The organism is Methylocystis parvus (assembly GCF_049675845.1).
Classification (GTDB): domain Bacteria; phylum Pseudomonadota; class Alphaproteobacteria; order Rhizobiales; family Beijerinckiaceae; genus Methylocystis; species Methylocystis parvus_A.
The window spans coordinates 4,058,365-4,080,496 of sequence record NZ_CP187161.1 but is presented as its reverse complement, the minus strand read 5'-3'; the positions used below and the strand labels follow the sequence as shown (position 1 = coordinate 4,080,496).

The 22,132-nt window shown below is 63.6% G+C and carries 14 protein-coding genes and 1 pseudogene; 6 read left to right on the top strand and 9 right to left on the bottom strand.

Features of this window, described 5'->3' with window-relative positions:
* Nucleotides 1-363 precede the first annotated feature (363 nt).
* The 4 genes from ACPFMJ_RS20965 to ACPFMJ_RS20950 are packed head-to-tail and all read left to right on the top strand — an operon-like array spanning nucleotide 364 to nucleotide 5,918.
* Nucleotides 364-1,002 (top strand): helix-turn-helix domain-containing protein, encoded by a 639-nt coding sequence (locus ACPFMJ_RS20965; protein WP_424361806.1) that lies wholly within the window; start codon nucleotides 364-366, stop codon nucleotides 1,000-1,002.
* 1 nt (nucleotide 1,003) lies between these two features.
* The gene (locus ACPFMJ_RS20960; protein WP_424361805.1) at nucleotides 1,004-3,346 is read left to right on the top strand and encodes a phage protease; all 2,343 of its coding nucleotides are present in this window, start codon (nucleotides 1,004-1,006) and stop codon (nucleotides 3,344-3,346) included.
* Nucleotides 3,347-3,359: 13 nt separating this feature from the next.
* Nucleotides 3,360-5,537, top strand: coding sequence for a phage tail tape measure protein (locus ACPFMJ_RS20955; protein WP_424361804.1), 2,178 nt, complete (start codon nucleotides 3,360-3,362; stop codon nucleotides 5,535-5,537).
* Between the two features lie 45 nt (nucleotides 5,538-5,582).
* Complete coding sequence (locus ACPFMJ_RS20950; RefSeq protein WP_424361803.1) at nucleotides 5,583-5,918, top strand: hypothetical protein; 336 nt, start codon at nucleotides 5,583-5,585, stop codon at nucleotides 5,916-5,918.
* 123 nt (nucleotides 5,919-6,041) lie between these two features.
* On the opposite strand, the gene ACPFMJ_RS20945 is transcribed toward ACPFMJ_RS20950, so the two are convergent.
* From ACPFMJ_RS20945 to ACPFMJ_RS20915, 7 genes are all read right to left on the bottom strand, one after another.
* On the bottom strand, nucleotides 6,042-6,950 hold the full coding sequence (locus ACPFMJ_RS20945; protein ID WP_424361802.1) for an FkbM family methyltransferase: 909 nt from the start codon (nucleotides 6,948-6,950) through the stop codon (nucleotides 6,042-6,044).
* Between the two features lie 25 nt (nucleotides 6,951-6,975).
* Entirely contained in the window at nucleotides 6,976-8,040 is a 1,065-nt protein-coding gene (locus ACPFMJ_RS20940) for a hypothetical protein (RefSeq protein ID WP_424361801.1), read from the bottom strand.
* Nucleotides 8,022-10,694, bottom strand: a complete 2,673-nt coding sequence (locus tag ACPFMJ_RS20935; RefSeq protein WP_424361800.1) for a hypothetical protein — start codon at nucleotides 10,692-10,694, stop codon at nucleotides 8,022-8,024. Before ACPFMJ_RS20935 ends, ACPFMJ_RS20940 begins: the two co-directional genes overlap by 19 nt.
* A 140-nt stretch (nucleotides 10,695-10,834) precedes the next feature.
* Entirely contained in the window at nucleotides 10,835-11,023 is a 189-nt protein-coding gene (locus ACPFMJ_RS20930; protein ID WP_424361799.1) for a hypothetical protein, read from the bottom strand.
* 378 nt (nucleotides 11,024-11,401) lie between these two features.
* On the bottom strand, nucleotides 11,402-12,217 hold the full coding sequence (locus tag ACPFMJ_RS20925) for a sulfotransferase family 2 domain-containing protein (protein WP_424361798.1): 816 nt from the start codon (nucleotides 12,215-12,217) through the stop codon (nucleotides 11,402-11,404).
* A 430-nt stretch (nucleotides 12,218-12,647) separates the two neighbouring features.
* Entirely contained in the window at nucleotides 12,648-13,820 is a 1,173-nt protein-coding gene (locus tag ACPFMJ_RS20920; protein ID WP_424361797.1) for a L,D-transpeptidase family protein, read from the bottom strand.
* A 196-nt stretch (nucleotides 13,821-14,016) separates the two neighbouring features.
* Nucleotides 14,017-14,982 (bottom strand): acetyl-CoA carboxylase carboxyltransferase subunit alpha, encoded by a 966-nt coding sequence (locus tag ACPFMJ_RS20915; protein WP_424361796.1) that lies wholly within the window; start codon nucleotides 14,980-14,982, stop codon nucleotides 14,017-14,019.
* 166 nt (nucleotides 14,983-15,148) lie between these two features.
* On the opposite strand from ACPFMJ_RS20915, the gene ACPFMJ_RS20910 reads away from it, so the two are divergent.
* Both ACPFMJ_RS20910 and ACPFMJ_RS20905 read left to right on the top strand, forming a co-directional pair.
* Entirely contained in the window at nucleotides 15,149-16,021 is an 873-nt protein-coding gene (locus ACPFMJ_RS20910; RefSeq protein ID WP_424361795.1) for an alpha/beta fold hydrolase, read from the top strand.
* Nucleotides 16,022-16,155: 134 nt separating this feature from the next.
* Nucleotides 16,156-17,673: a hypothetical protein gene (locus tag ACPFMJ_RS20905; protein ID WP_424361794.1), complete on the top strand. Its 1,518-nt coding sequence runs from the start codon at nucleotides 16,156-16,158 to the stop codon at nucleotides 17,671-17,673.
* 34 nt (nucleotides 17,674-17,707) lie between these two features.
* On the opposite strand, the gene ACPFMJ_RS20900 is transcribed toward ACPFMJ_RS20905, so the two are convergent.
* Nucleotides 17,708-19,015 (bottom strand): TolC family protein, encoded by a 1,308-nt coding sequence (locus tag ACPFMJ_RS20900; protein ID WP_424361793.1) that lies wholly within the window; start codon nucleotides 19,013-19,015, stop codon nucleotides 17,708-17,710.
* Nucleotides 19,012-22,124 (bottom strand): annotated as a pseudogene (locus ACPFMJ_RS20895) (efflux RND transporter permease subunit). The gene ACPFMJ_RS20900 and the pseudogene ACPFMJ_RS20895 overlap by 4 nt, the downstream one beginning before the upstream one ends.
* Nucleotides 22,125-22,132 lie beyond the last annotated feature (8 nt).

Here is a 22,132-nt window from a genome sequence, read left to right as displayed (position 1 = left end):
GCTGAGGGAGTCAGCAAGCATCTTCTGACAATCTCTACGCATGCTTGCTGTGGATATCCGAGAGACGAAACAGTTCTTCGCCGCGATGAACCTCGGATTGAGCGCCGCCAGGATCGCGCCTACCTTGACGGCTCGGCGTAAACGCGCATCCTGTGACTTCTCTTCCCGCGGATGCCTGACAACTGTCAGCGGCGCGAGCGCGACCCCCTTCCTGCGAAGTTGTGGCCCACCTGACAATGTCAGGGCGGACACGTGTCACGCCGTCGCGTAGCGTTTTCTCGCGCGGGTCCGGCTTGCTCGCGTATTGAGCGCGCCGCCGGGGGCTCCATAACGGCGGCGCGCTCTCCTCAAGAAGGGCTGCGCGTGGGCAATCTATTGCTGGCGAAAATTGCCGAAGTAGCGGGCGCGGACGTTGCGACGGCCATCATGCGCGCCAAAGGTGGAACGCGCGCCGAGTTCCCCAGCGAATATGCCGTTCGTGCCGGGGATGGAGGATGGCTGGTCGATCTGGTGGGGCCTGGTCCTGCGCTCGCCATCGCGCGCAAGGTCTTCCCGCGCGGCGGCGCGTTCGATGTTCCGCTTTCCCAGGAAGCACGGCGAGAGAATGCCCCATACTTGCATGAGCTTCCGAACTTCCTGCGGGAGGTCGCGGATGTCGCTGGCGTCGAAGCCGCTCTCGCCCTCGCACGCGCTTATGGCGGAACGGAAGTAACGTTTCCCTGTGCCGAAACCATCCGCGCGGGAAGAGGGGGGTGGTTAGCCAGCGTGGTTGGGCGCGAGAAAGCACTCATTATCGCGCGCGAGCTGTTTCCGATCGGCGGAAAGATGCTGGTCCCGATGGACCCCATGCCGCGCCTTGCGCGGGAGCTACGGATTTCGGAACTGCTGAGCCGTGGGGAGAGCGCCAGAAGCATCGCGCGCGAAGTCGGCTGCCACGTCAGGACCGTTCACCGCTATCGCGCGCGCTTGCTGAAGAAGAAGCAGAAAAAAGGAAGCCTCTAACATGCGCTCTCGCACGATTGAAGAACTCTCGCTTTTCGCCATTGACGCGCCCCTCCCGAAGAACGGCTCGGCGCCCGAGTGGATTACGATCTTTCCCAAGATCGGACAGATAAAAACGCGGGACGGACGCAGCTACACCGTGGATGCGGAAGCCATTATGCGCGCTTTCGAGGCCGATGGGCTCGAGCTTCCCATTGACCTCAATCACGCGACCGATACGGCCATGGCGCAAGGCATGGGCGCGCCCGCCGTCGGCTGGATCACGGCCCTGAAAATCGAGCGCGGCGCCTTGCGGGGCAAGGTCGATTGGGGCGCCAAAGGCAAGGAAGCGCTGGCAGCGCGTGAGTATCGCTACGTTTCCCCCTCCTTTTGGCATACCGCTGAGGGCGATGGAAACAAGACAACGCGACTGAAAGCGGTCGCCCTCGTTACCGCGCCGGCACTTGGACAGCAGCAGGCGTTGGCCAGCGCTCAGGGCGTGCACGGCTCGGCGCGTAGCGCGGCGCTCGCGGCAGCGGAGACAGGAGAGCTGATTTACGGCGTCGTAGCCCCGCCTGTGCCGCGCGGGCGCTCCTTGCCTGACTGGGTTGACGTGTTCCCGGCCCTCGGCTTCGTCGAGACTTTCGAAGAACACGTTTTCTATATCGACGGCAAGTCGGTTGTCGACAATTTCGCGAAGGCGACGCGAGGCCGGGACGAAGATTATCGCGAATTCCCCGTTGGATTGGATCACCGCGCCGAACGGGCATTCGAGGCGGGGGAAGATTTCTCGGAGCCGCCGCTCGGCTACGTGGTTGATCTTCGCATCAGCGGAGGTCGGCTCGAAGCGAAGATCAAGTGGGAAAGAGAAGCGGAAAGCGCTTTCGCAGTCTATGCCGCTGTGTCGCCCGCCTTCTTTGTGGAGCCGGGCGGCAAGGTGAAGCGGCTGAAATCGCTTTCCCTTGTGCGTCGGGCTCGAAATTTCGTGAAGGCTCGCGCTCTCGGCAATGACGTTGCGCGGCAAGAGCGCGGCTATCAGGCCCCGAAGCTCTCTGACGACGCTGGCCAGATGGCGGCAGCGCCAGGCGGCGACGCAATCGACATTATGGCCGAATATGCGCGCAGCCGAGCTTTGAGCGAAGGCGAGTTGCTGCTTTACACGACGACTCGGCTCGAAACCGAGTATAAGCGCGCGGGGCTCTCCACCAGCAGGGCCAGCGCCGATGCAGATGCGCTCGTGAGGCGCGACCCTGCCTATGCGCTCCAACAGCTTCAGGAATGGGGGCAGTCCTCTACAGAGAGCGCGAAAGCCTCGCGCGCCCTTGATCCTGTCCAGCGTCTCGACGAAGAGCGGCGTCAGGCAGCCGCCTCAAATATTGAGGCGCAGCGACAGGGCAGGATTATCGCCGAAGAGGCGCAGCGGCTTGTCGCCAACGCTGCGGCCGAAGGGCTGATGATGAGCTTTTCGGACGCCGTAGCGGTCGCGGACGCGCGGCTCTCGGCGTCTGGCGGCGCCGTCAAGACGGGCGATGGCGCGGACGAAGCGACGATTTCCGCGCTTGTTGTCGAGGGGCTGAAAAACGGCGCTCGCTTCAGCCGCAACGACGCGAAGCGACTGGCGCAATTGATGGCCGAAGGCGCACTTGGCGGAAAGCATCTCGACGAATTGGAGCAAGCGACCATCGTCGGGGTGAAGGCCCATGAAATCCGCATGGCGGCGCTCCAATCGGGCCATGTTATGACCGAGGGCGGAGCTGTCGGCGAGGCCAATAGGCGGCTTGGGATCACAGCGCGCGCTCCCGCTACTCTGGCAAGCAACGCCGTCCTTCGGAGCGCCCCGCCGCCAGTCGATAGCAGCAATCCTTTCGCCATCGTCGAACGGGCGAACGCGTTGCAGGCGTCAGCTGAAGCCGCCGGCTATACCCTGAATTGGTGCGAAGCCGTCGAACTCGCCACCACCGACGCGGCCCCGGCCGGCGCTGGGAGCTTTGCAAGCGACGTAGCGCAACTTCTGACGGGCGCCAGCGAGCTGGTGGCTCGCACGGCGAACGCCCCCCGGCCCGTCTCTCTTCTCGACGCGATTGAAGTGCTTTCGGGAACATGTGCCCACTCGCGGGCGCCCTCGGTCGCTCGGGAGGCCAATGACCTAGTCGTAAGGGCAAGCGCCTTGATGGCGGAGGCCGAAGAGACAGGGCGGCGCCTTGATTGGTGCGCGGCCGTTCAACTTGCCGACGCGGGCGAAACCGAAGACGCGACGCCCCAACGCATCGCGAGGGAGGCCCACGTCATGGCAGCGGCGAGCGGCGGCTCCCTCTCCTATCTCGAGGCTGTGCGCAAAGTCGCCGATGCGCTCGCCGTCGCCTGAGTAAGGGGCTCTCATGGCCGATCTCGATGTTGCGGTAAGGCTTCGCTTTCTCACCACCGGGGACGAAAAGCTCAAGGCCGCCGCGCGCGACCTCCAGGCTTTCGGCAAGGCGAGCGGCAATCTCTCAGCGGCTGCCACGGGGCGTTTGGGCGGCGACCTCACCAAGGCTTGGAGCGCGAGCGCCAAACTCGGCGGCGCCTTGGACAAGACCGCAGGCGCTGCGACGCGAACGGCTGGGGCGCTCAATCGCATCGGAGCCGAAGCGCGCGACATCGATCGCGCTCGCGTCGCCGTGGACAAGCTCTCGAAATCGACGCGGGCGCTCGACGGCGCGCAAGCAAAGGTCGGACGGAACGCGATAGGCCGCCTCGCGGGGACTGGCGCACGCGCGATCGGCGGCGAAGGCCTTGTGGCGGCCGGCGCTATCGGCGGCGCATTGTCGAGGCGGGGCGCGGCGCTAAAAGCCGGCGCATTGGAAGCGGCCTCGCGCGTCTCGCCCGAGGGTTATTTGCTTGGCGCGGGTGGCGCTGTCGTCGCGGGCGCGACGATCGGCGCGACGACGGCCGCAGGCCTCGCGGCGGTTGGCGTGGCGACAAAGGAAGCGATCAATCGGCAGAGCGCTTTCGTCGATATCCAGAAGAAGGTGAGCCTCGAGGCGGGTCAAAGCTGGGATATGCTGGACCGAAAGGTTCGGGCAGTCTCAACCTCGATTGGTATGAGCTACGCGGACGCGGCTGCGATCTTCGCCCAGGGCGGGCAAGGGAACGTCGCCGTAAAGGACCTTGACGCATTTGCAATGCTCGGCGCGAAGATCGCTACATCATGGGATATCGGCGCGAGAGAAGCCGCGCAAATGCTCACGGAGGTGAAAGCTCAAACCGGAAAAACCATCCCACAACTCGACACCTTCGCCAACAAGATCAATGGCCTTGGCGACGTGTCGGCGGCCGCGGAAAAAGATATTGGCGCTATGGCGCAGCGCGCGCTTGCCGGAATGCAGGCGGCCGGCGTCGGCGAAGACGAGTCTCTTGCCTTGATGACAGCGCTGCGCGGCGTCGGCATGCAAGACGAAGTGGCCTCGCGCTTTCTGACGCAGTTTGCGGCCACGCTGCGCGTCGCCTCAAAGCTCCAACCGGGCCAGCTCGGGGCGCTTAAGGAAATTGGGCTTACCGGGAAGCAGCTTGAACAGGGCATGCAGACCAATGCGATGGGCACGATCCTTGATTTTCTGGACCGTGTTTCCAAGGCGAAAAACCCGGTGGGCACCATTCGCGATGTACTCGGGCAACAGTGGTTTGATGAAGGTCTTCGCCTTGCGCAAGCAGCGCCGGAAATCGTTCGCGTCCTCGATTACATCAATGGCGGCGCGTGGCGCGGCTCCATGGATAAGGCGATGACGCTGGAGCTGGGAACTACGGAAGCGAAACTGAACAAGCTGAAGGAGTCCATTCTCGACATCGCCGCCACCGCCGCGAAGCCGATCGCGCTGCCCTGGCTCTCAGAAGTCGCAGATAAATGGAGTGCTGCGGCGGAGCGGTTCCGCAACGCGCAGCAGCGCTCAGAAGAGACGCGCGCCCTGGCGAAGCCGGTTGGCGAGTCGATGTCAGCCTACGAGGGCCGGCTGCGGCTAGACAGGCCTTCCGGCCCGCCTCCAAAGCCGTTCTTTCAGCAAATCGAGGGAGGCGCGCCGCACCTTGCCCAGGTGAAGGGTTTCGGGAAGACCATGCTCGACGCCAGCTCCTTCGCGCCGATCGCGGAAAATGTAACCACGAAGGCGGACGATCTCTACAACGCCCTTCAGCATCTCAACACCACTGTCAAACCAGTGGTCGACGCAGGCGCGGCGACGGGGCCGCTCGCACAGATTGCAGCCGCCGGGCGCGAGGCGTTGGGCGTCCTTTCCTCTCTTCGCGGCATAAGCGCTCCTGCTGGTGGCGGCGTTGTCCGCATGCCGGCGAGTCTCACGGGCGCGAAGCCGGGAGCCGGTGGCTCCACCGGGTCAGGCGCGCCGGCCGCGCCAGCGCCCACGACGCCCGGCAAGCAGGCCCGGCGCGCGGGCGGGAATATCTACGCCAACGCCATTCACTTCCACGGGGTGAAGGACCTTGCGGGAGCCCACACCAAGCTCGCCCGCCTCCAAGACCGGCGCATCCGCGACGCGCGGGACAGTGCGCTCCACGATTTGGCTTAGCTCCCTTTGATGGGGCCTCAAAGCGGCTTTGAAGGAGGTTAGAAGGTGTCGGAAAAGGCGATTGAAAGCGCTCTCCCGGTCGGTCCGTCCACAGTCGCGGGCGTCCCCGTCGTCACAATCCCGCTCGCGGAATACGAGGAACTCCTTCGGCTGCGAAAGCTGCACGGCAACCCGGCCGGGCAAGTCCTGCTCCCCCCGCCTACCCGCTCGCGCATCGAACGCGACAAGGAAGTGGCTGAATTTCTGAACAAAAATCTCGGGAGAATGCTTCTGAAGGAGATCCACGCGGCTTGCGTCGAGAAATTCGGGGCCGCGCGGACGCCGAGCAAATCCGCCATCAACCGATATCACGTGAGGCACATGGCAAGTCGTCGGAAGTAATTCCGTCCGCGGTCGCCCCGGCCCTCCTGCGTCGATCCACGCTCGCGAGAGGCAGGGTGAAACCGCGTAATCCCGAAATTCGGTCAGATAATTATTTCTCTACCACTACGGCGCGCGACGGCGCTAGCCTCCTACGCGCGCCCTCACCCTGCGCCCGCGCTTACGATAGCCCGCGACCTCCACGCCTGCGCGGGCGTCTTCGCGAAAGGGCAGCGCTTCCGCCGAGCCGAGGACAGGCGGCAGATCCAACGCCGTTTCGCAGCCCTCGGGCAAAGCGAGCACCCCCATCTCCGTGCGCCACCAGATGTTCTCTTCATGCCCCCGATGATTAAGCCGATTGAATTGATGCGTCTCGAGCCAGAAGAGACGGTAGCCCAGGCGGGACAGCAAGTCGCATGGCTCGGCGGCGCTCGGAGCGTCGAGGGTCTCGAAAAACACCGCAGGCCGATGCGCGGCGAGCGTCTCGCGCGCGCCGGCAAGCACATCGAATTCCATGCCCTCCACATCGATCTTCAGCAATGAAATGGGCCTCGCATAATCATAATCGTCGAGCGCGACGACTTCGATGCGCGACATAAGCGGCGCCGCGGCGGCCGGTTGTTCGCCAATCGAGATTTGACGAAGCGAGAAGGCCCCCACATTGCCCTCCCCCTCCAGGGGCGGCGCCAGCAAAATCGCGCCCGGCGCCGCGCCGCAGGCGGCCGAAACGATGAGCGCATTCCTGACGCCGTTACGGGCGCAATTGGCCCAGGCGAGCGAACTCACAAGCGGTCGCGGCTCGAAGCCCCAGATCTCGGCCTTTGGATGGCGCTTGGCGAAAGCCAGCGTGTGGTTGCCGATGTTCGCGCCGATGTCGAGCGCGATCGTATCGTCGCGGATGAAGCGGCTCAGCACGTCGATCTCGTGCTCAGACCACTCCCCGTAAAGCTTCAAGGCGCGTCCGATAACGGGGTCGGACGCGAAGCCAAACATGGGCCCGTAGCGGCAGTTCCTGTAATCCGCCACCGTCGCTATTCTTGCGAAATGCTGCATGACGGTTGGAGCTCCGCATTATCAGCTACTTGATCTGCTCAAGATAAGTTCGGCCTTCCCTGGCCAGCCACGCGCGGTAAGAATCCTGCCCCGCGGCGAACGGATCGCGAAAGCGCGACCACAAGTCGGGACGCGACCGATAAAGCAACCGCATGGTCCGCTCGACGAGCGCGCCGTCCTTGAATTTGGCGTAGACCCAGTACTGCTTCGGAATTCCGGGAAGCTCCATTGCGGCGATCGCGCGCTTGTACCAGTTCCAGACCTCGAACACGGCCAGATTTCCTCTGGCGTAACGGTTCGTCATCACATCGCCGTCGCCGTTGATCTTGGTGAAATGGTAGAAACGCAGCAGATTTCCGTTGACCCGAATTTTTCCGTCTGCGTCGATGGTCAGCTTGCGCCGGCTGAGATTCCAGCTTGCGACGTTGCAGCCCGGATCGCGGTCGATGAACACATTGTCGAACAGCCCCGGCACATGGTCGCAGTATTTTTGGTCTGTGAAGACGCCATTGGGAACGTCGTCATAGCACGCGTGATAAAGACAGTCCGCCCACCAGCGCGCCATTGCGCGACCCTCGGAATTATTCCGAACAGCGAGAAAGCCGAGATTGAAAATGCCGTATTTCATCGACGCGAATTCGTTGTCGCGCATCTCCTCCAGAGTGGCGTTCGGCTCGATCTGATGGGGGGTCAGGACGATGGAGGAATGGTTCAACCGTTCCACGACAGTATCGAGGCCGTGAAAGACGGCGATGTCCGGATCTAGATAAATCGCCTTGTCGGCGCCCTGGTCGAGAATGTGCATCAGCGCACGGCCCTTCACAGCCGTGCAAGCCTCAACGATGTCGTGTTTGAATATCCAGGCCGCCCACTCGTTCGGAAAAAGCGTCGCCGCGTCCAGCACGAAATCGAACTCGCCTCGCCACGCCGCATCGTCGAAGGTCGGCGGCGGCGCATCGACCAGAACGGCCCATAATTTCCAGTCCGGATGCGCACGCCGCACAGTCTTCGCGAGCACGCGCGCGCGTTGCAGATAGGAATAGGTGAAGCTCGTATAGAGGTGAACGCCCGTCACGGTTCGCGCGTCCATGGGCTGTCTTCGAAGAGGAGCGCAGCGGTGGTCCCCGTGTGGCGCAGCGCGCCGCGGCATATGCCCTCCCGGGCGCGGGCGCGAACCCAGGCGATCGCCGCGCCGCTCACGAAGAAATCGACGAGCGCGTCTTCGTCTTCGAGCACCAGCCCGCGGCCGGTTTCACGGACCATGGTCGCGACATTGCCGCTGTCCGAGATCGTCGCCACGTCGCAACCCGCCGCCAGAGCCTCATAGAGCGTGTAGGAAAAAGTTTCCGGCCAGAGCGCCGCGTTGACGGTGATATCGATATTCTCGCGCATCAATGCCTGAATCATCGCGTCCCGATTTTGCGACGTGACGGAAGCGTCGATTTTCTTCACGCGCCGCAATGGCGCGCCTTCGCCTTTATTGGCGAAATGATAGAAGGCGTAGCCGGCGACGCCGCAACTTTCCTCGACGATCCTCTCGAAAGCTCCCCATCCTTTTGCGTACGCCTTGTAGCCAATGAAAGCGACGCGAACGGGATGCGCCGGCTGGCCGATCATTCCCACCGGCCTCGTGTCACGCCAAATTCCGGCCGGTTCAATCCTGCAGTGGGGGACAGTCAGCACTTCCTTGTGCGGCAGATTTGTGCTGCGCGCCCACATCTCGCGCGTCGCCTCCGAAGGCGAAACGACGCGGAAGACGCAAGCCTCGAAAAGACGCCGGACCAAGCGGAGATAAGGTCCGCGCGACTCTCCGTAGACGCAAACGCCGCAAGCCATGGACCCTTGCGGCGGCGCTCCGCAGTAGTCGATGTCGTTTCGTAGCAGATTGAAGCCCGTGCAAACCGATGAGAAGTCGTGCAGCCAATAGAAAGCCTCGGTCGCGCGGAACGCCGTATGCGCGTCGAGCAGGACATTGAGGGAATGACCCAGCACGCAATGAACGATGAAGACGCGAGACCCGGCGAAGGCCGTCATCGCGGCCTCGAGGGCCTCGATGACCGTCGCGCCCGACGCCGCGCCAACGACCTCGCCATTGACGACGACGCGGAGCATCGTCTTTTCAGCCGGCGCGTCCTCGAGCGTCAGCCCGCCTCTCAGGGGTGATAAATGAAAATAGCAGTGGCCGTTTTCGTTGAACTTGCGCTGCTCGTCCGAAATGAAGATTTGCGTGCCTCCGACGATGAGCGGATAGCAGTCATGACTGATCGAAAGCGCTGCGCCCACAGCGTTGGACAGCGCCTTGGCGAAGGCCTCGCATAACGATTCCTTGCCGATCTTCTTATGGGCGGGGTCGCAATATATCGCCGCCCTCTCCTGCGGCGTCTTGAGTTCGCTCAGGATCTGTCGACCGATCTGCGCCGTCACTTTGGGCTCACGCCCTTCGCGCCGTCCTGCGACGATGTAATGCCAGAAAGGATTGATCGCAGCTTTCGCAATGTCCGGATTGGAGTTCAGATAGTAACGCGTCGAGAACCAGGGAGCCGGATCATATCCATCCTTCCAACCTTTCTCGAAATAATGCGCTAAAGGATCGAGCCTTTTCGCCCGGACGTCGTCATAGGCCTGTAGATAGTAATTGAAGTCGAACTCAGCGGCGGCCGTCTTCAACTCGCCGGCATAATTTTCGGGCGTCGGAACGACGTCAACATTATTGCGCGCTTCAGCCAACAAGGCCGCCAGCTCAGCCTCGTCTGCAACAACGCGATCATATTCGCGGCGCGCGCGCCGCCGCGCCTCGGCGACGATCGAGGACATATCCGCCGTCGCCTCGACGGCCTTCTCGAAAACAAGCGTATCGTCTGCGAGCGAATAGGCGTCACCCGCGACTTCGGCAAATCCCCCCGCGTGCGGCGCGCAGCCTGTCGGCAAGTCATAGGCGATATCGGCCACGCCCGGCTCCGCGTCCATCTTGTAGCCGACGCTGCCCGCGATCGCGTGCAGCAGGGGATTGACGCCCTCATTCCCCGACAGCTTGAGGCTCTTATACGTCGCCAGGTCAAAGGTGGCTGAGGGGTTACGCCCTTCTCTGTGGCCCTGAAGCAGAAAATGCTCGAAGGGATCGCCGCCGCTCGCCCTGATCGCGTCCCGGTTTCTATCGAGATAGTAGCTTACGTCGAACAGCGGATTGGGACTTATGCGCGCCGACTTGCGGTTGCGCAGATAATGAGCGAGCGCATAGGCGCCGCCACCGATCTCGGAAGCGTATTGCGAAAGATACCAGTTCGTATCAAACCAGAGCGCCGGCCGTCGCGATTCTCTTTCGCCGCCCCGAAAATAGTGAAGCAGCGGCGGGACGCCGGCATTCGCCACATCCAGATACATGCACAGATACCATTCATTGTCGAACACGTAGTTCGGCTGAAAGGATCCGTGACAGCCTACGGTCCTGAAATGCTCGATCGCCTCGGCGGCGCTCCCGAAACTCCGCCCATAATTGGCAAGATACCACTCGACGTCGAAGAGGCCGGCCGAAATGAGGCTGGCCATGTCGCCCGGGGAGATGGGCTGCCCGCGACGACGATCCGCAACGGCGCGCCTGATCAGGGCGCGCATGTCGCGGGAGTCCGGAACCGTCCAGACGATGGGCCGATCCCAAAGCCGGACTGCCTCGCCCTCCTGCGCCCCGACAGCCGTGACAGGTCTGCGAGCAGCCAGGCCCGGAGAAAAATCGCGCTCCTCTTTCATCTTTGGCGCCGACGAAGGCTCACCAGCCATCTGCCCTTCCTCAAAACCCGCACATACGGAACCGGCGGCGCGAGAGGCCGAACAGCGCGGCGTCAGACCTCCAAAAGCCCGAAAAGAATGATGCAGGCCAGCCGGTCAGGCTAGCAGCAGCGAAAGCCAGAAACTGACGTCGGCGCGCCCCTCACGTCTGGATATTTGTCGAGATAAAAACGCTCATTGAAGCTCGAAAGAGAAACGGCCTTCCTCAAGAGGAAGCTAAACAGGTCCTTGTTGACGAGGACATTCGAGCCGCCATCCATCTTGGGGTTCTTCTTTTTGAGTTCTTCCATCAAGAAAGCGTAGCTCGGCATTTTCATGCTGATCGTCCTCGCTCAAGATTTTTGACCGGACAAGCCTAGACTTTGCTATAGAACGAATGCATACGCGAATCACAATCCGTATGCAAACAAAAATTCGTATTCATTTGCAAACGCTTAGCCCATGAATTTCCTGAATTCCATCACGGCTAAGCTTGCGGATACGCTCTGCTGGCGAACGCGGAGTCGCAAATTTCGACAAGGGCGGAAATCAGTTCTGGCTAGTGACCGCCTGCCGTCGCGCCGCGGGCGAGCGGCCCTATAAGCTCCCTTATCGCAACCCAAAACTAAAAGGCGGAGGCTACCGCGTCGCCTCCGCCTTGCATTTCACAACAGACTCCCGACCGAGCGTCAGGGATGCGGCCCCGGCGTGTATCGCGGATAATCGAACTCTCGTCGCGCAGGCTCGCCGGGCTTCGGTTTCTGAGTCGGGGGCGCGCTCGCTCGCCAACTGATCCGCCAATCATTGAGCAGATCGCCGGTCTGCTCCGCCTCGCGCACGAGTTCGTAAAGCTCGAGATCCCGCTCGATGAAGCCTTCGAGCCGCCGCCGCTGATCGCTTGTCAGGTCCAGATGGGACGCGCTGACATTGTGCGGCCGGATGACATGTACGGAGCCGAGTGTGACCCGCATATATTCCTGGAGCATGTAGTTTCGGGCGACCGTCATGATCGAATGCCCTGCCGAGATATATTTCAGAAGATCGCCGGAGACCGATCGCGCCGGCATCTCGTTCATCTGAATGTAATTGCACTGAAGATCGTACTCGTCGAGGCGCTCTTTCATGTCCAGGTAATCGTCGAACGTCCGAATATCGCGGCCATGCTCGGAGTAGCTATGCTCGACAATATTCTTGAAGGAAGAAACCTCACGCTCGACGGGATCGCGGACGATCGTGAACATGAAGAACTTCCGCGCGCCCATGACGTTCATTATGTCCCGCGCAGGGAGATGCGCAGACAGGTATTTCCAGCGAAAAGCGTGGAAGGGATCGTTCGGGTCCCTGATGCGAATGAAGTCTTCTTCCGTGCCAAGGCGAACGCAGTTCTCATCCCCGAAGACGTTGCGAAAATAATAGTCGACGGACATCCCGCCCGTGCGGGGTATGTGGCAGTGGACGATTGGGACGCTCTCGATGCCCGACAGCACCATCTGAAATCCGCTCATTGTTCGCCACCCCTCCATCAGGGATTTCTGCCAAAAGGGAGCTCTAGACACGGAACTCGACATCGCGGAGCAGACACGAACAGGAGCGCAGTGCGCCTGCGCGCACCACAAACGCTAACCGAATCGAAAGACTCCAGCTTCCAAATGTCAAAACAGCGTCGCCCAAGTTTCGACGATAACTGATTCTGCTAATATCTCAAACACTTGACCAGCCGGGTTTGCGGCAAAGACCGGGCGGCTGCTGGAGTGGAGCGCAACTGAAAGAGCTGGGACCGCCGCGCATCCACTCATTGGACGAGTTGGCCGCGAACAGCCGATTATTGGGCCGCGCAAAAAAGAGCGCCCTTCGCCATCTGCGCAATGGGGACGCAAAAAAGCCGCCGCCTTCGAATCGAAAACGGCGGCTCCTGAGCGGTCGATGCCGGCGGATTTACTTCTTGACGCCCAGCGCCTTCTTGATCGACGCGGTCGGGCTGTCGTCGGGAGCCAGCGCGGACATCTCTCGACGTTCGTCCGGCGCGAGCGACTGGGCGACGCTCGTCGTCTCCGCCTCACGCGTTTGCGCGGCGGCCCTGGCGGCGGCCACCGTGACGACAGGCGACTTCGCGGCGAGCTGCGTCGCCTTGGCGCCCGCCTTCACGGGCTTATCTTCCAGCGCGATTTCAACTGGCGCGGTGAGCGCCTCGGGACGGCTCGTCTCGGCGACGCGCGCCAGGAAGCTTGGATGCATGCCGCCATCCTGATAGACGATGCGCACCGGCTTCACGCTCTCGGAAAGCTGCGCGACCTTCTCATCGTCCTTCGAGGCCTTTGCGGAGACGCTCGCAATCAGTTCCGGATCGTGCTTCAGCGGCGGACAGGCGGAAAGCGCATCCATATGGCCGTTCGCCTGGGCGTTGAAGACGTAGCGACGACCGCAGAAGGCCACCTGCGGCTCTTCCTTCGTCACCTCGAAATGGTCGTTGCCTTCCTTCAGATTCTTCCAGAAGCCGATATTCGGATCGAGCCGGTGTTTGGCGAGATTTTCCGCCGTCATCCGGAACGGATAGGACTGCATCTGGATCGCGCGCTGCCCGCCATTGAAGGCCGAGCGGGCAATGGCGTAAATCTCCGCAATCTGCGCGTCGGTCATCGAGAAGCAGCCGGCCGACGAGCAGGCGCCATGCACCATGATCGTGCCGCCGCTATGGCCCAAGGCGCGATCGAGCTGGTTCGGATAGCCGACGTTGAAAGACAGATAATAAGCGGAGTTGGGATTCATCTGCGCCGGGGTGATCGAATAGAAGCCCTCCGGCACCTGGCGGTCGCCTTCGTGCGTCTTGGGCCCAAGCTGGCCCGACCAACGGCACATGGGGAATGTCTTGAGGTGGACATATTTGCCCTCCCCATTCATCTTCCAGATTTCGAATTCCGCTTCTTTCTTGTAGGCGCGGATCAGCATGGGCGACTCTTTGGTCGTGCCGATCTGACTCATCTTCGCCAGCGTTTCCGGAGGAACGGGGGCCAGCGAACGCTGAGTGACGCCGCTGTCCTGGCAAGCGGCGAGCGAAAGTCCGGCAAGGGCAACCGCCACGGCCGCCGGCTTCGAGACCCAATACTTCATGCGCTCAGCTCCCCTCTGCGCCCCGGCGCCCGCGCACACATACGCAACTGTGACAAATGTAACACAGTTCCGTAACTTAAATCTTACCAGAGGAACTCGGAGCCCCTCCCGCCACGGCGCACCTAACTCCGGGATTGGGACGAGAAAGTGTCATTGGCGCCATGGATGCGCCCAACTTCCAGACGCAACGCCAGACTTACGCCTTCACGTCGATCTTTCGGCCCATTGTGAGAAACTTGTCCGCGCGCTGGGCGCGAAGCTGCTCGCGCGAGAGATTGGTGAGCCGGGAGAGTTCGCTCGAGACCGCCTCGCCCACCGAAGCGATGGCGGCGGCCGGATCGCGATGGGCGCCGCCGGCAGGCTCGGCGACGATGACGTCGATGATGCCGAATTTCAGCAGGTCCTGCGCGGTGATCTTCATGCTCGTCGCAGCGTCCTGCGCCTTCGCCGAATCGCGCCAGAGGATAGAGGCGGAGGCTTCCGGCGACGCGACGGTGTACACCGCGTGCTCCAGCATGAGCACCTTGTTGGCGGCGGCGATGGCGATGGCGCCGCCGGAACCGCCCTCGCCCACGACCACCGCGACATTCGGCACGCCGAGCGACAGAGAAGCGTCGGTCGAGCGGGCGATGGCCTCGGCCTGTCCGCGCTCCTCTGCGTCGATGCCCGGAAAGGCGCCGGCCGTATCGACGAGCGAAATCACCGGCAGGCCAAAACGGTCCGCCAGCTCCATCAGACGCACGGCCTTGCGATAGCCCTCGGGGCGGGCCATGCCGAAATTATGATGCAGGCGGCTCGCCGTGTCGGAGCCCTTCTCCTGGCCGATGATGCAGACCGGCTCGCCCTTGAAGCGGCCGAATCCGCCGACGATCGCTGAATCCTCGCCGAACAGGCGGTCGCCGGCGAGCGGCGTGAATTCGGCGACGAGCTGCTTCACGTAATCCGAAAAATGCGGCCGCTGCGGATGGCGCGCGACCTGAATCTTCTGCCAGGGCGTAAGGGCGGCGTAGAGGTCGGCCAGCGCCTTGGCGGCCTTGGCCTCGAGCTTGGAAAGCTCTTCGCCGATCGAGACGCCCTCGCCTTTCTCGGCCAGCGCGCGCAACTCCTCCACCTTTGTTTCGAGTTCGGCGACGGGCTTTTCGAAGTCGAGATAAGAGCGCATGGGCTGGCGTGTTTCCTGACAAAATCAGACGGCGCCCGTCGGCCTCTCGGGCGGGCGGAACCTCGCTGCAACCGGGCCGGAAGTCAAGGAAGCCAAGCGTCGCGCGGGCAGGATTTTGAACGGGGCCCCCAAACGTGTAAAACGCCTTGGAAAAGGAGGGTTTCGCTTGAGCTCGACACTCCCGCCCGTCAGCCGCTTCGTCGCCGCCGGCGACGGTCTGCGCCTTTTCTACTTCGATTACCCCTGCCCCGACCGTTCGCGCCTGCCGCTCGTCTGCCTTCCGGGCCTCGCGCGCACGGCCGACGACTTTGCTCTGATCGCGCAGGCCGCGCAGCGTTCGGGGCGGCGCGTGCTGGCGCTCGACTATCGCGGACGCGGGCGCTCCGAATGGGACAAGGACTGGCGCCGGTACGACCCTGACGTCGAAGAGGAAGACATCTTCACCGTCCTTGGCGACGCGGGGATTTCAGAGGCGGTCTTTTTCGGCACCTCGCGCGGGGGCCTGCATACGATGCGCATCGCGAAAGCGCGGCCGGGCGTCATCCGCGCGGCGGTGCTCAACGACATCGGGCCGGTGATCGAGAAAAGCGGGCTTTTGCGCATCAAGACCTATGTCGGCAAGATGCCGCCGCTCCAAAAGATGAGCGACGCCGCCGCGCTGATGCGCTTTGCGATGAGCGCGAACTTTCCGGCGGTCACCCCTGAGCAGTTCGAGATCTTCGCCCGCCAGACCTTCGAAGAGAAGGACGGCAAGGTCCAGCTGCGCTACGATCCGGAACTCAACCACACATTGGACGACATCACGCCCGAGGCCGACGTCGCGGATTTCTGGGAGCCCTTCGCCGCCTTGTCCGCGGTCCCGATCCTTTCGCTGCGCGGCGAGACCTCGGACATTCTCTCGGTCGAGGTCTTCAACGAGATGGCGCGGCGCGCGCCAAGGCTGGAGCAATATACCGTGCCGGGACAAGGGCACGCGCCCTTGCTGCTGGATGACCCGACGATCGACCGGGCGATGGCTTTTCTAAACGCTCAGCCTTGAGCGAACCGAGACTTTGAACTGTGCGCTGCGGCGAATGTCGCCGCGCGCCGGCTCTTGCCTGACACCGCGCATGGAGAATAAGCTTAGGGCAGATCGACGCTTTTTCTAAAATTTGACTGTTTGGAGAACCTGCCATGTTTTTTAGGGATCCTCGCAACCCGCGTCTCTCTGTCTCGCTCGCCGCGCTTCTCGTCGTCGCATCGACGTCCTCCCTGAATGCGCATGTGCGCCATGTCCGCCACGCGCCGGTTCGCCACGCCCATGCGGCCACCCCCCGCACGGTGGCCCAGGCCGATGCGCCCGCTCCCGCAGCGCCCGCCCCTGCGGCCTCGTCGCCGGCGCTGCTCGCGGCGGACGACGTGTCCTGGCTGTTCCCGCCGCCGAAGAGCGCCGCCGACCTCGACAACACAATCGCCGTCGCCGATCTGACGGCGCCCGATCCAAAAGATCCGACAAAGCGCCTCCCGATCTGGCCCGCCGCGGCCTTCGCGCAATTCATCGCCAATGCGGAGAGCCCGGCGACGACCATCGTCAGCCACCATATCAAGCTTCCGGCCGACGCCCATGACATCAAGGCCTGGCGCGTCGCGGGCCTGCGCATCGATCCCGGCGCGCCCGGGCTCACGAGCGAGATCATCGGGCAGTTTGGCCAGTCCCCGCAATTGCGCTTCATTCTCCAGCCCGTGACGCGCAAGCCCGGCGGCGGCGTGCAGGTCCACGATGTAGCGGCGCACGTGATCTACACATTCGCCACCGGCGCCGACGACCCCGCGCAGCCCGGCTGCTCGAAGCGCCCGAAGCCGGACACCGAGGCCTTCCGAAAGCTCGCGCGCGATTTTGCGACGCTGCGCGACGACCTCGCCGCCGGGAAGTTCGGCGACGCCAGGATCACGACCGCCGGCAAACCGCTCGGCGTGCATCCCGGGCTGGCCGACAAGCGCACTGCCAAGCCGTTGAAGGACGCGCTCGTCGAGGTGCTGCAACGCAATCTCTCCGGCGAGAAGCTCACCGCCATGGCGGTGATGGGCCTCGACGTCGACGCGCCCGAACCCTGGATCTTCCTGGCGATGGCGCCGGTTCCGCCGGGCGTCGTCCCGTCTTTGCCGAATGGCGGCTTCATCCCGGTGCGCGGTCCCTCCCTCGACGGCAAGCAGATGGCGCAGGGGCTCGCCGTGCTGGAGACGCCCCATCAGGTCATGCCGACCCCGGCGCCGAACAATCTCAACCCCATCACCTGCAAGCACGCCGCCCTGCCATCGGGCGAAGCCGCCCTGCCCGTCGCGGAGCGCAAGGGACTCGCCACAGCCGCGCTTTTCGATATGGGCGACGCGACGGTGACCGACCCGAAGAAAATCGCGAAGATCAAGGAGACGGTCGACCTCGTCGCCGACGCCGACCGCAGCCACTTCTTCAACACCGATTGCGTCAGCTGCCACACGGATACGCGCCGCACGCTGGACCTACTGAAAAACGCATCGATCCCTGGCGTCGATCCGGCCGTCCTGCCGAAAGAGAAATGGAACGTGCGTAATTTCGGCTGGTTCCCCTCCTTCTTCCGCGGGACGCTCGAACCCACCGCGACACGCCGTGCGGCCTCGGAGACGGAAGCGGTCGTGAAGTTCATCAACGACAACGGATTGGCGAAGCCGTAGGCGCTGTCATAATCCCGGCGTGCAAGCGCCGGGATTACGGCGCGTAGCCCTGCGCCTGATTCACGCGCGAAATCGCTTGCCCGACATTGACCGACGCCGTGGCCTGGGCGCGCTGCGCGTCGAGCTGCAGTTGACGGACGCGATAGAGATCGAAGGCGTTGATCTCGCCGAGCGCAAAGGATTTTCGCGAGAGATCGAACTGTTCGTTCGCCACGGCGAGGCGTTGCGCGGCGAGCCCCGCAGCTTTCTTCGCGGCGGCGAGATTGACGCGCGCGGCTTTGACCTCCGCCATCACCACGCGCTTCGCTTTCTCATATTCCGCCTTCGCGCGCGCCATCTCCGCCATCGCCTCGGCGCGGCGCGGCTCCTGCCGTCCGTCGGTCGGCAAGGGGATGCGAATGCGCACGCCGACCGTCGTCGCATTGGTGAGCTGGTCGGATACTTCGAATCTCGGATCGGTCGAATATTGCCGATTATGCTCCTGTCGGCCGAAGACGCCGACATCCGGGCTGTCGATCGGCGTCGCCTCGACAAGCTGCAATTGTGTTTCGGCGCGGCGCAATGCGGCGAGCGGCGTGCGCAACGCCGGGTGATCCTCGATGTCGCCGGCGGGCTTTATCGTCTCCAGCACGCCGTCGGGCGGCGCGCCGCCGGTCAGCGCGCCGTAATTCACGCGCGCAATCTTCTCGGCGCCTTCCGCTTGCGCGAGTTCTGTCTCGGCGGCGAGCAATTCGTTCTTTGCGAGCAGAGCGTCGGCCTGCGCCGCGTCGCCCAGTTCGACGCGCCGCGTCATGTCGGAGCCAATCTCGCGGGCCGTCGCCACGCGGCTCTTGGCGACATCGACCTCGCGCGCCGTGCGCTGCGCATTCCACCAGGCGTCGCGAAGGAGGCCCGCGACGTCGAGCCGGCGGAGGGCTATTTTCTCCTCGACCTCGATCACGCCGCTCGAAACCGTCGCCTCCAATGCATCGCGCTGGCCGGGCAACCAGAGCGGCAACCCCGCCTCCACTTCCGTCTCGTTGTAGTTGCGCAGATTGCCGGCGACGGCGTTGCGCTGGGCGCCGCCAACATACGGCGAACCGGGCGAGATGGAGCGTGTCGTGGCGTAACGCGCGGAGACGGCGCCGAATTGCGCTTCGAGCGCCTTGCTCTGCGCGTCGATCGCCACGGCCATATCGAGATGCCGCGCGAGCTGATGGCCGAGCGGCTTCTTTCCACGCTTCTCCACAGGCTGCCCGCCGCCGCCCTTCACGGAAACCCCGCCGCTCGCTTTGGGCGCGGCAGCAGCCGGCGCCGCAAGCGCGCTGACTGACAGGACAAGAGCGAAAGCGCGTAGCATCATACCGCAATCCTACGGCCGGCGAGGCGCGTCCGCTTGCTGCGCAGACGCCAGCCCGTGGCGCGATCGTAGAGGATCGGCAGGAGGATCAGCGTGAGGATCGTCGCCGAAATCAGCCCGCCGATCACGACGATTGCGAGCGGCCGCTGGATCTCTGCGCCGGGGCCAGTTGCAAAGAGGAAGGGAATAAGACCGAAGGCGGCGATGGTCGCGGTGAGCATCACGGGCCGCATGCGACGGCGCGCGCCTTCGACGACCGCTTCGCGCGTGGTTCGGGTTCCTTCCGCGACGAGTTTGTTGATGTAGGAGATGAGCACGACGCCGTTCAGCACGGCGATACCGATGAGCGCGATGAAGCCTACCGAGGCCGGCACCGAGAGAAACTCCCGGAGAGCCAAAGGCCGAGAACGCCGCCGATCGCCGCGAAAGGCACGTTGCAGAAGACGAGCGTCGCCTGCAGGGACGAGCCGAAGGTGAAATAGAGGAGGATGAAGATCAATGCGAGCGCGATCGGCACGACGACGGCGAGACGCGCGGAGGCGCGTTGCTGGTTCTCGAACTGTCCGCCCCATTGATAGGTGTAGCCCTTCGGCGTCGTGACGCGGCTGGCGACCGCCTTCTTCGCATCCTCGACGAAGCCCACGAGATCACGGCCCTCGACGTTGGCGAGGACGGTGGCGAAGCGGCGCCCTTCTTCGCGAATGACCTGAATGGGGCCGTTCTCCACCTGAACCTCGGCGAGCTGCGACAGCTCCACGACGTTGCCGTCGCTCGACACCATCGGAAGCCGCGCGAAATCGACGGAGGAACGGCGTGAGGTCTCCGAACCGCGCACGACGAGCGGCGTTCGGATGGGGCCTTCGAGAACGATGCCGACCTGCTGGCCGTCGACCCAGACGCGCAGCGCGTCCTGAATGTCGCCGGCGTTGAGACCGAAACGGCCCGCCGCGAGACGGTCGACGCGCGCAGTGAGATAACGCATGCCGTCATTTTGCAGGCCGAACACGTCGCGCGCGCCCGGGAGCTTCTTCAGTTCCGCCGCGACCTCGCGCGTGAGACGGTTCAGTTCGTTGATGTCGTCGCCGAAAATCTTCACGACCACATCGCCGCGCGCGCCGATGATCATCTCCTGAACGCGCATGTCGATGGGCTGCGAGAACGCGTAGGAAATCCCGGGGATCTCATCGAGCACCTTGCGGATCTCGCCCATGAGCCAGTCGACGCCGCGGCCGCGCCACTCCTTTTCCGGGGCGAGCGTCAGGAAGTTGTCCGTCTCATTGAGGCCGACGGGATCAATGCCAAGCTCGTCGGCGCCCGCGCGCGCCATCATGCCCTTCACCTCCGGAACCTTCTCCATGATTTCGCGCTGGATGAGCCGGTCGGTCTCCGCGGCGACGGTGACGCTGATGGTGGGATGCTTGCGGATGGTTATGACGGGCGTTCCCTCGTTCATCACGGGCATGAAGGTCTGGCCGATGCGCGAATAGGCGAGGCCCGCGAGGACAAGACCGGCGACTGCGATTCCGGCCACGACGAGCGGCCGCTCGAGCGCACGCGCCAGCACCGGCTCGTAGACCGCCGCGATCTTTCGCACCAGCCAGGGCTCGTCGGCATGGCCGGGCCGCAGGATGGTCGCGCTCAGCGCCGGCACGACGGTGAGCGACAATATGAGGGCCGAGCCGAGCGCGAAGGCGATAGTCAGCGCCACCGGCGCGAAAAGACGGCCCTCCAGTCCTTCGAGCGAGAGCAGCGGCAGGAAGACGGTCACGATGATGATGACGCCCGAGGCCAGCGGCGTCGCGACCTCGCTCGTTGCTTCCAGCGTCATGAAAATGCGGTCGGCAAGCGTAGCGTCATGCGCCTCTCCGAGCCTGTGTTCGACATTCTCCACCACCACGACGGCGCAGTCCACGAGCAGACCTATGGCGATGGCGAGGCCGCCAAGCGACATGATGTTGGCGGACAGGCCCCAGAGGCGCATGACGCCGAAGGTCGCGAGCGCCGCGAGCGGCAGAATGACGGACACCACGAGCGCGGCGCGCATATTGCCGAGAAAGAGCGCCAGAAGAATGACAACGAGGACGATGGCCTCGATCAGCACCTTCTGGACGGTCCAGACCGCCTTCCCGATCAATTCGCTGCGGTCGTAGAAAATTTCGATTTTCGCGCCTTTCGGCAGGTTTGGCTCAAGTTCGGCGAGGCGCGCCTTCACACCCGTCACCACCGTGCGCGCATCGGCCCCGCGCAGGCCGAGCACCAGCCCCCAGACGGCTTCGTCCCGACCGTTTCTGCTGACGACGCCGTTGCGCGGCAGCGAGCCGAACCGCACCTCCGCCACGTCGCCGACGCGCACGATGCCGGTGGCGCGCGCCGCGATGACGACCGATCGAATGTCTTCCAGAGAGCGCAGGCGGCCTTCCGCGCGAACGAGCAACGCCTCCTCGCCGTCGCGGACGCGGCCGGCGCCGTCGTTTCTGTTGTTGTCCTTGAGCGCCGACTCCAGCATCTCGACCGTGACGCCGCGCGCCGCCATGGCGGAAGGCGACGGCGCCACCTCGAAAGTGCGCACGAAGCCGCCGAGCACATTGAGATCGGCGACGCCCGGCAGGCCGCGAATGGCGGGCCGTATCGTCCAGTCGATGAGGCTGCGCTGCTCGGTCGGCGTGAGATTGTCGCCGACGATGGTGAACATCAGCATCTCGCCGAGCGGCGTCACGATGGGCGCAAGCCCACCGGAAACGCCCGACGGCAACTGGTCCTGCGCCTGCGCCAGCCTTTCATTGACCTGCGCGCGCGCCCAATAAATGTCGGTCCCCTCCGCAAATTCGAAGGTGATGAGCGCCACGGAGTATCGTGTCGTGGAGCGCATTCGCACGAGCGACGGTATGCCCTTGGCGGCGATCTCGATCGGCGCCGTGACGCGGCTTTCCAGCTCCTCCGGCGTCAAGCCCGGGGCGCGCATGGCGACGAGAACCTGAATGGGGGCGACATCCGGGAAAGCGTCGATGGGCAGCTTTAGATAGCTCACCGCTCCCCAGGCCGCGACGAACAGCGCGCCGAGAAGGGTGATGAGCCGCTGCCGCAGCGAGAAGTGGATCAGACGCTCAAGCATATAAGACC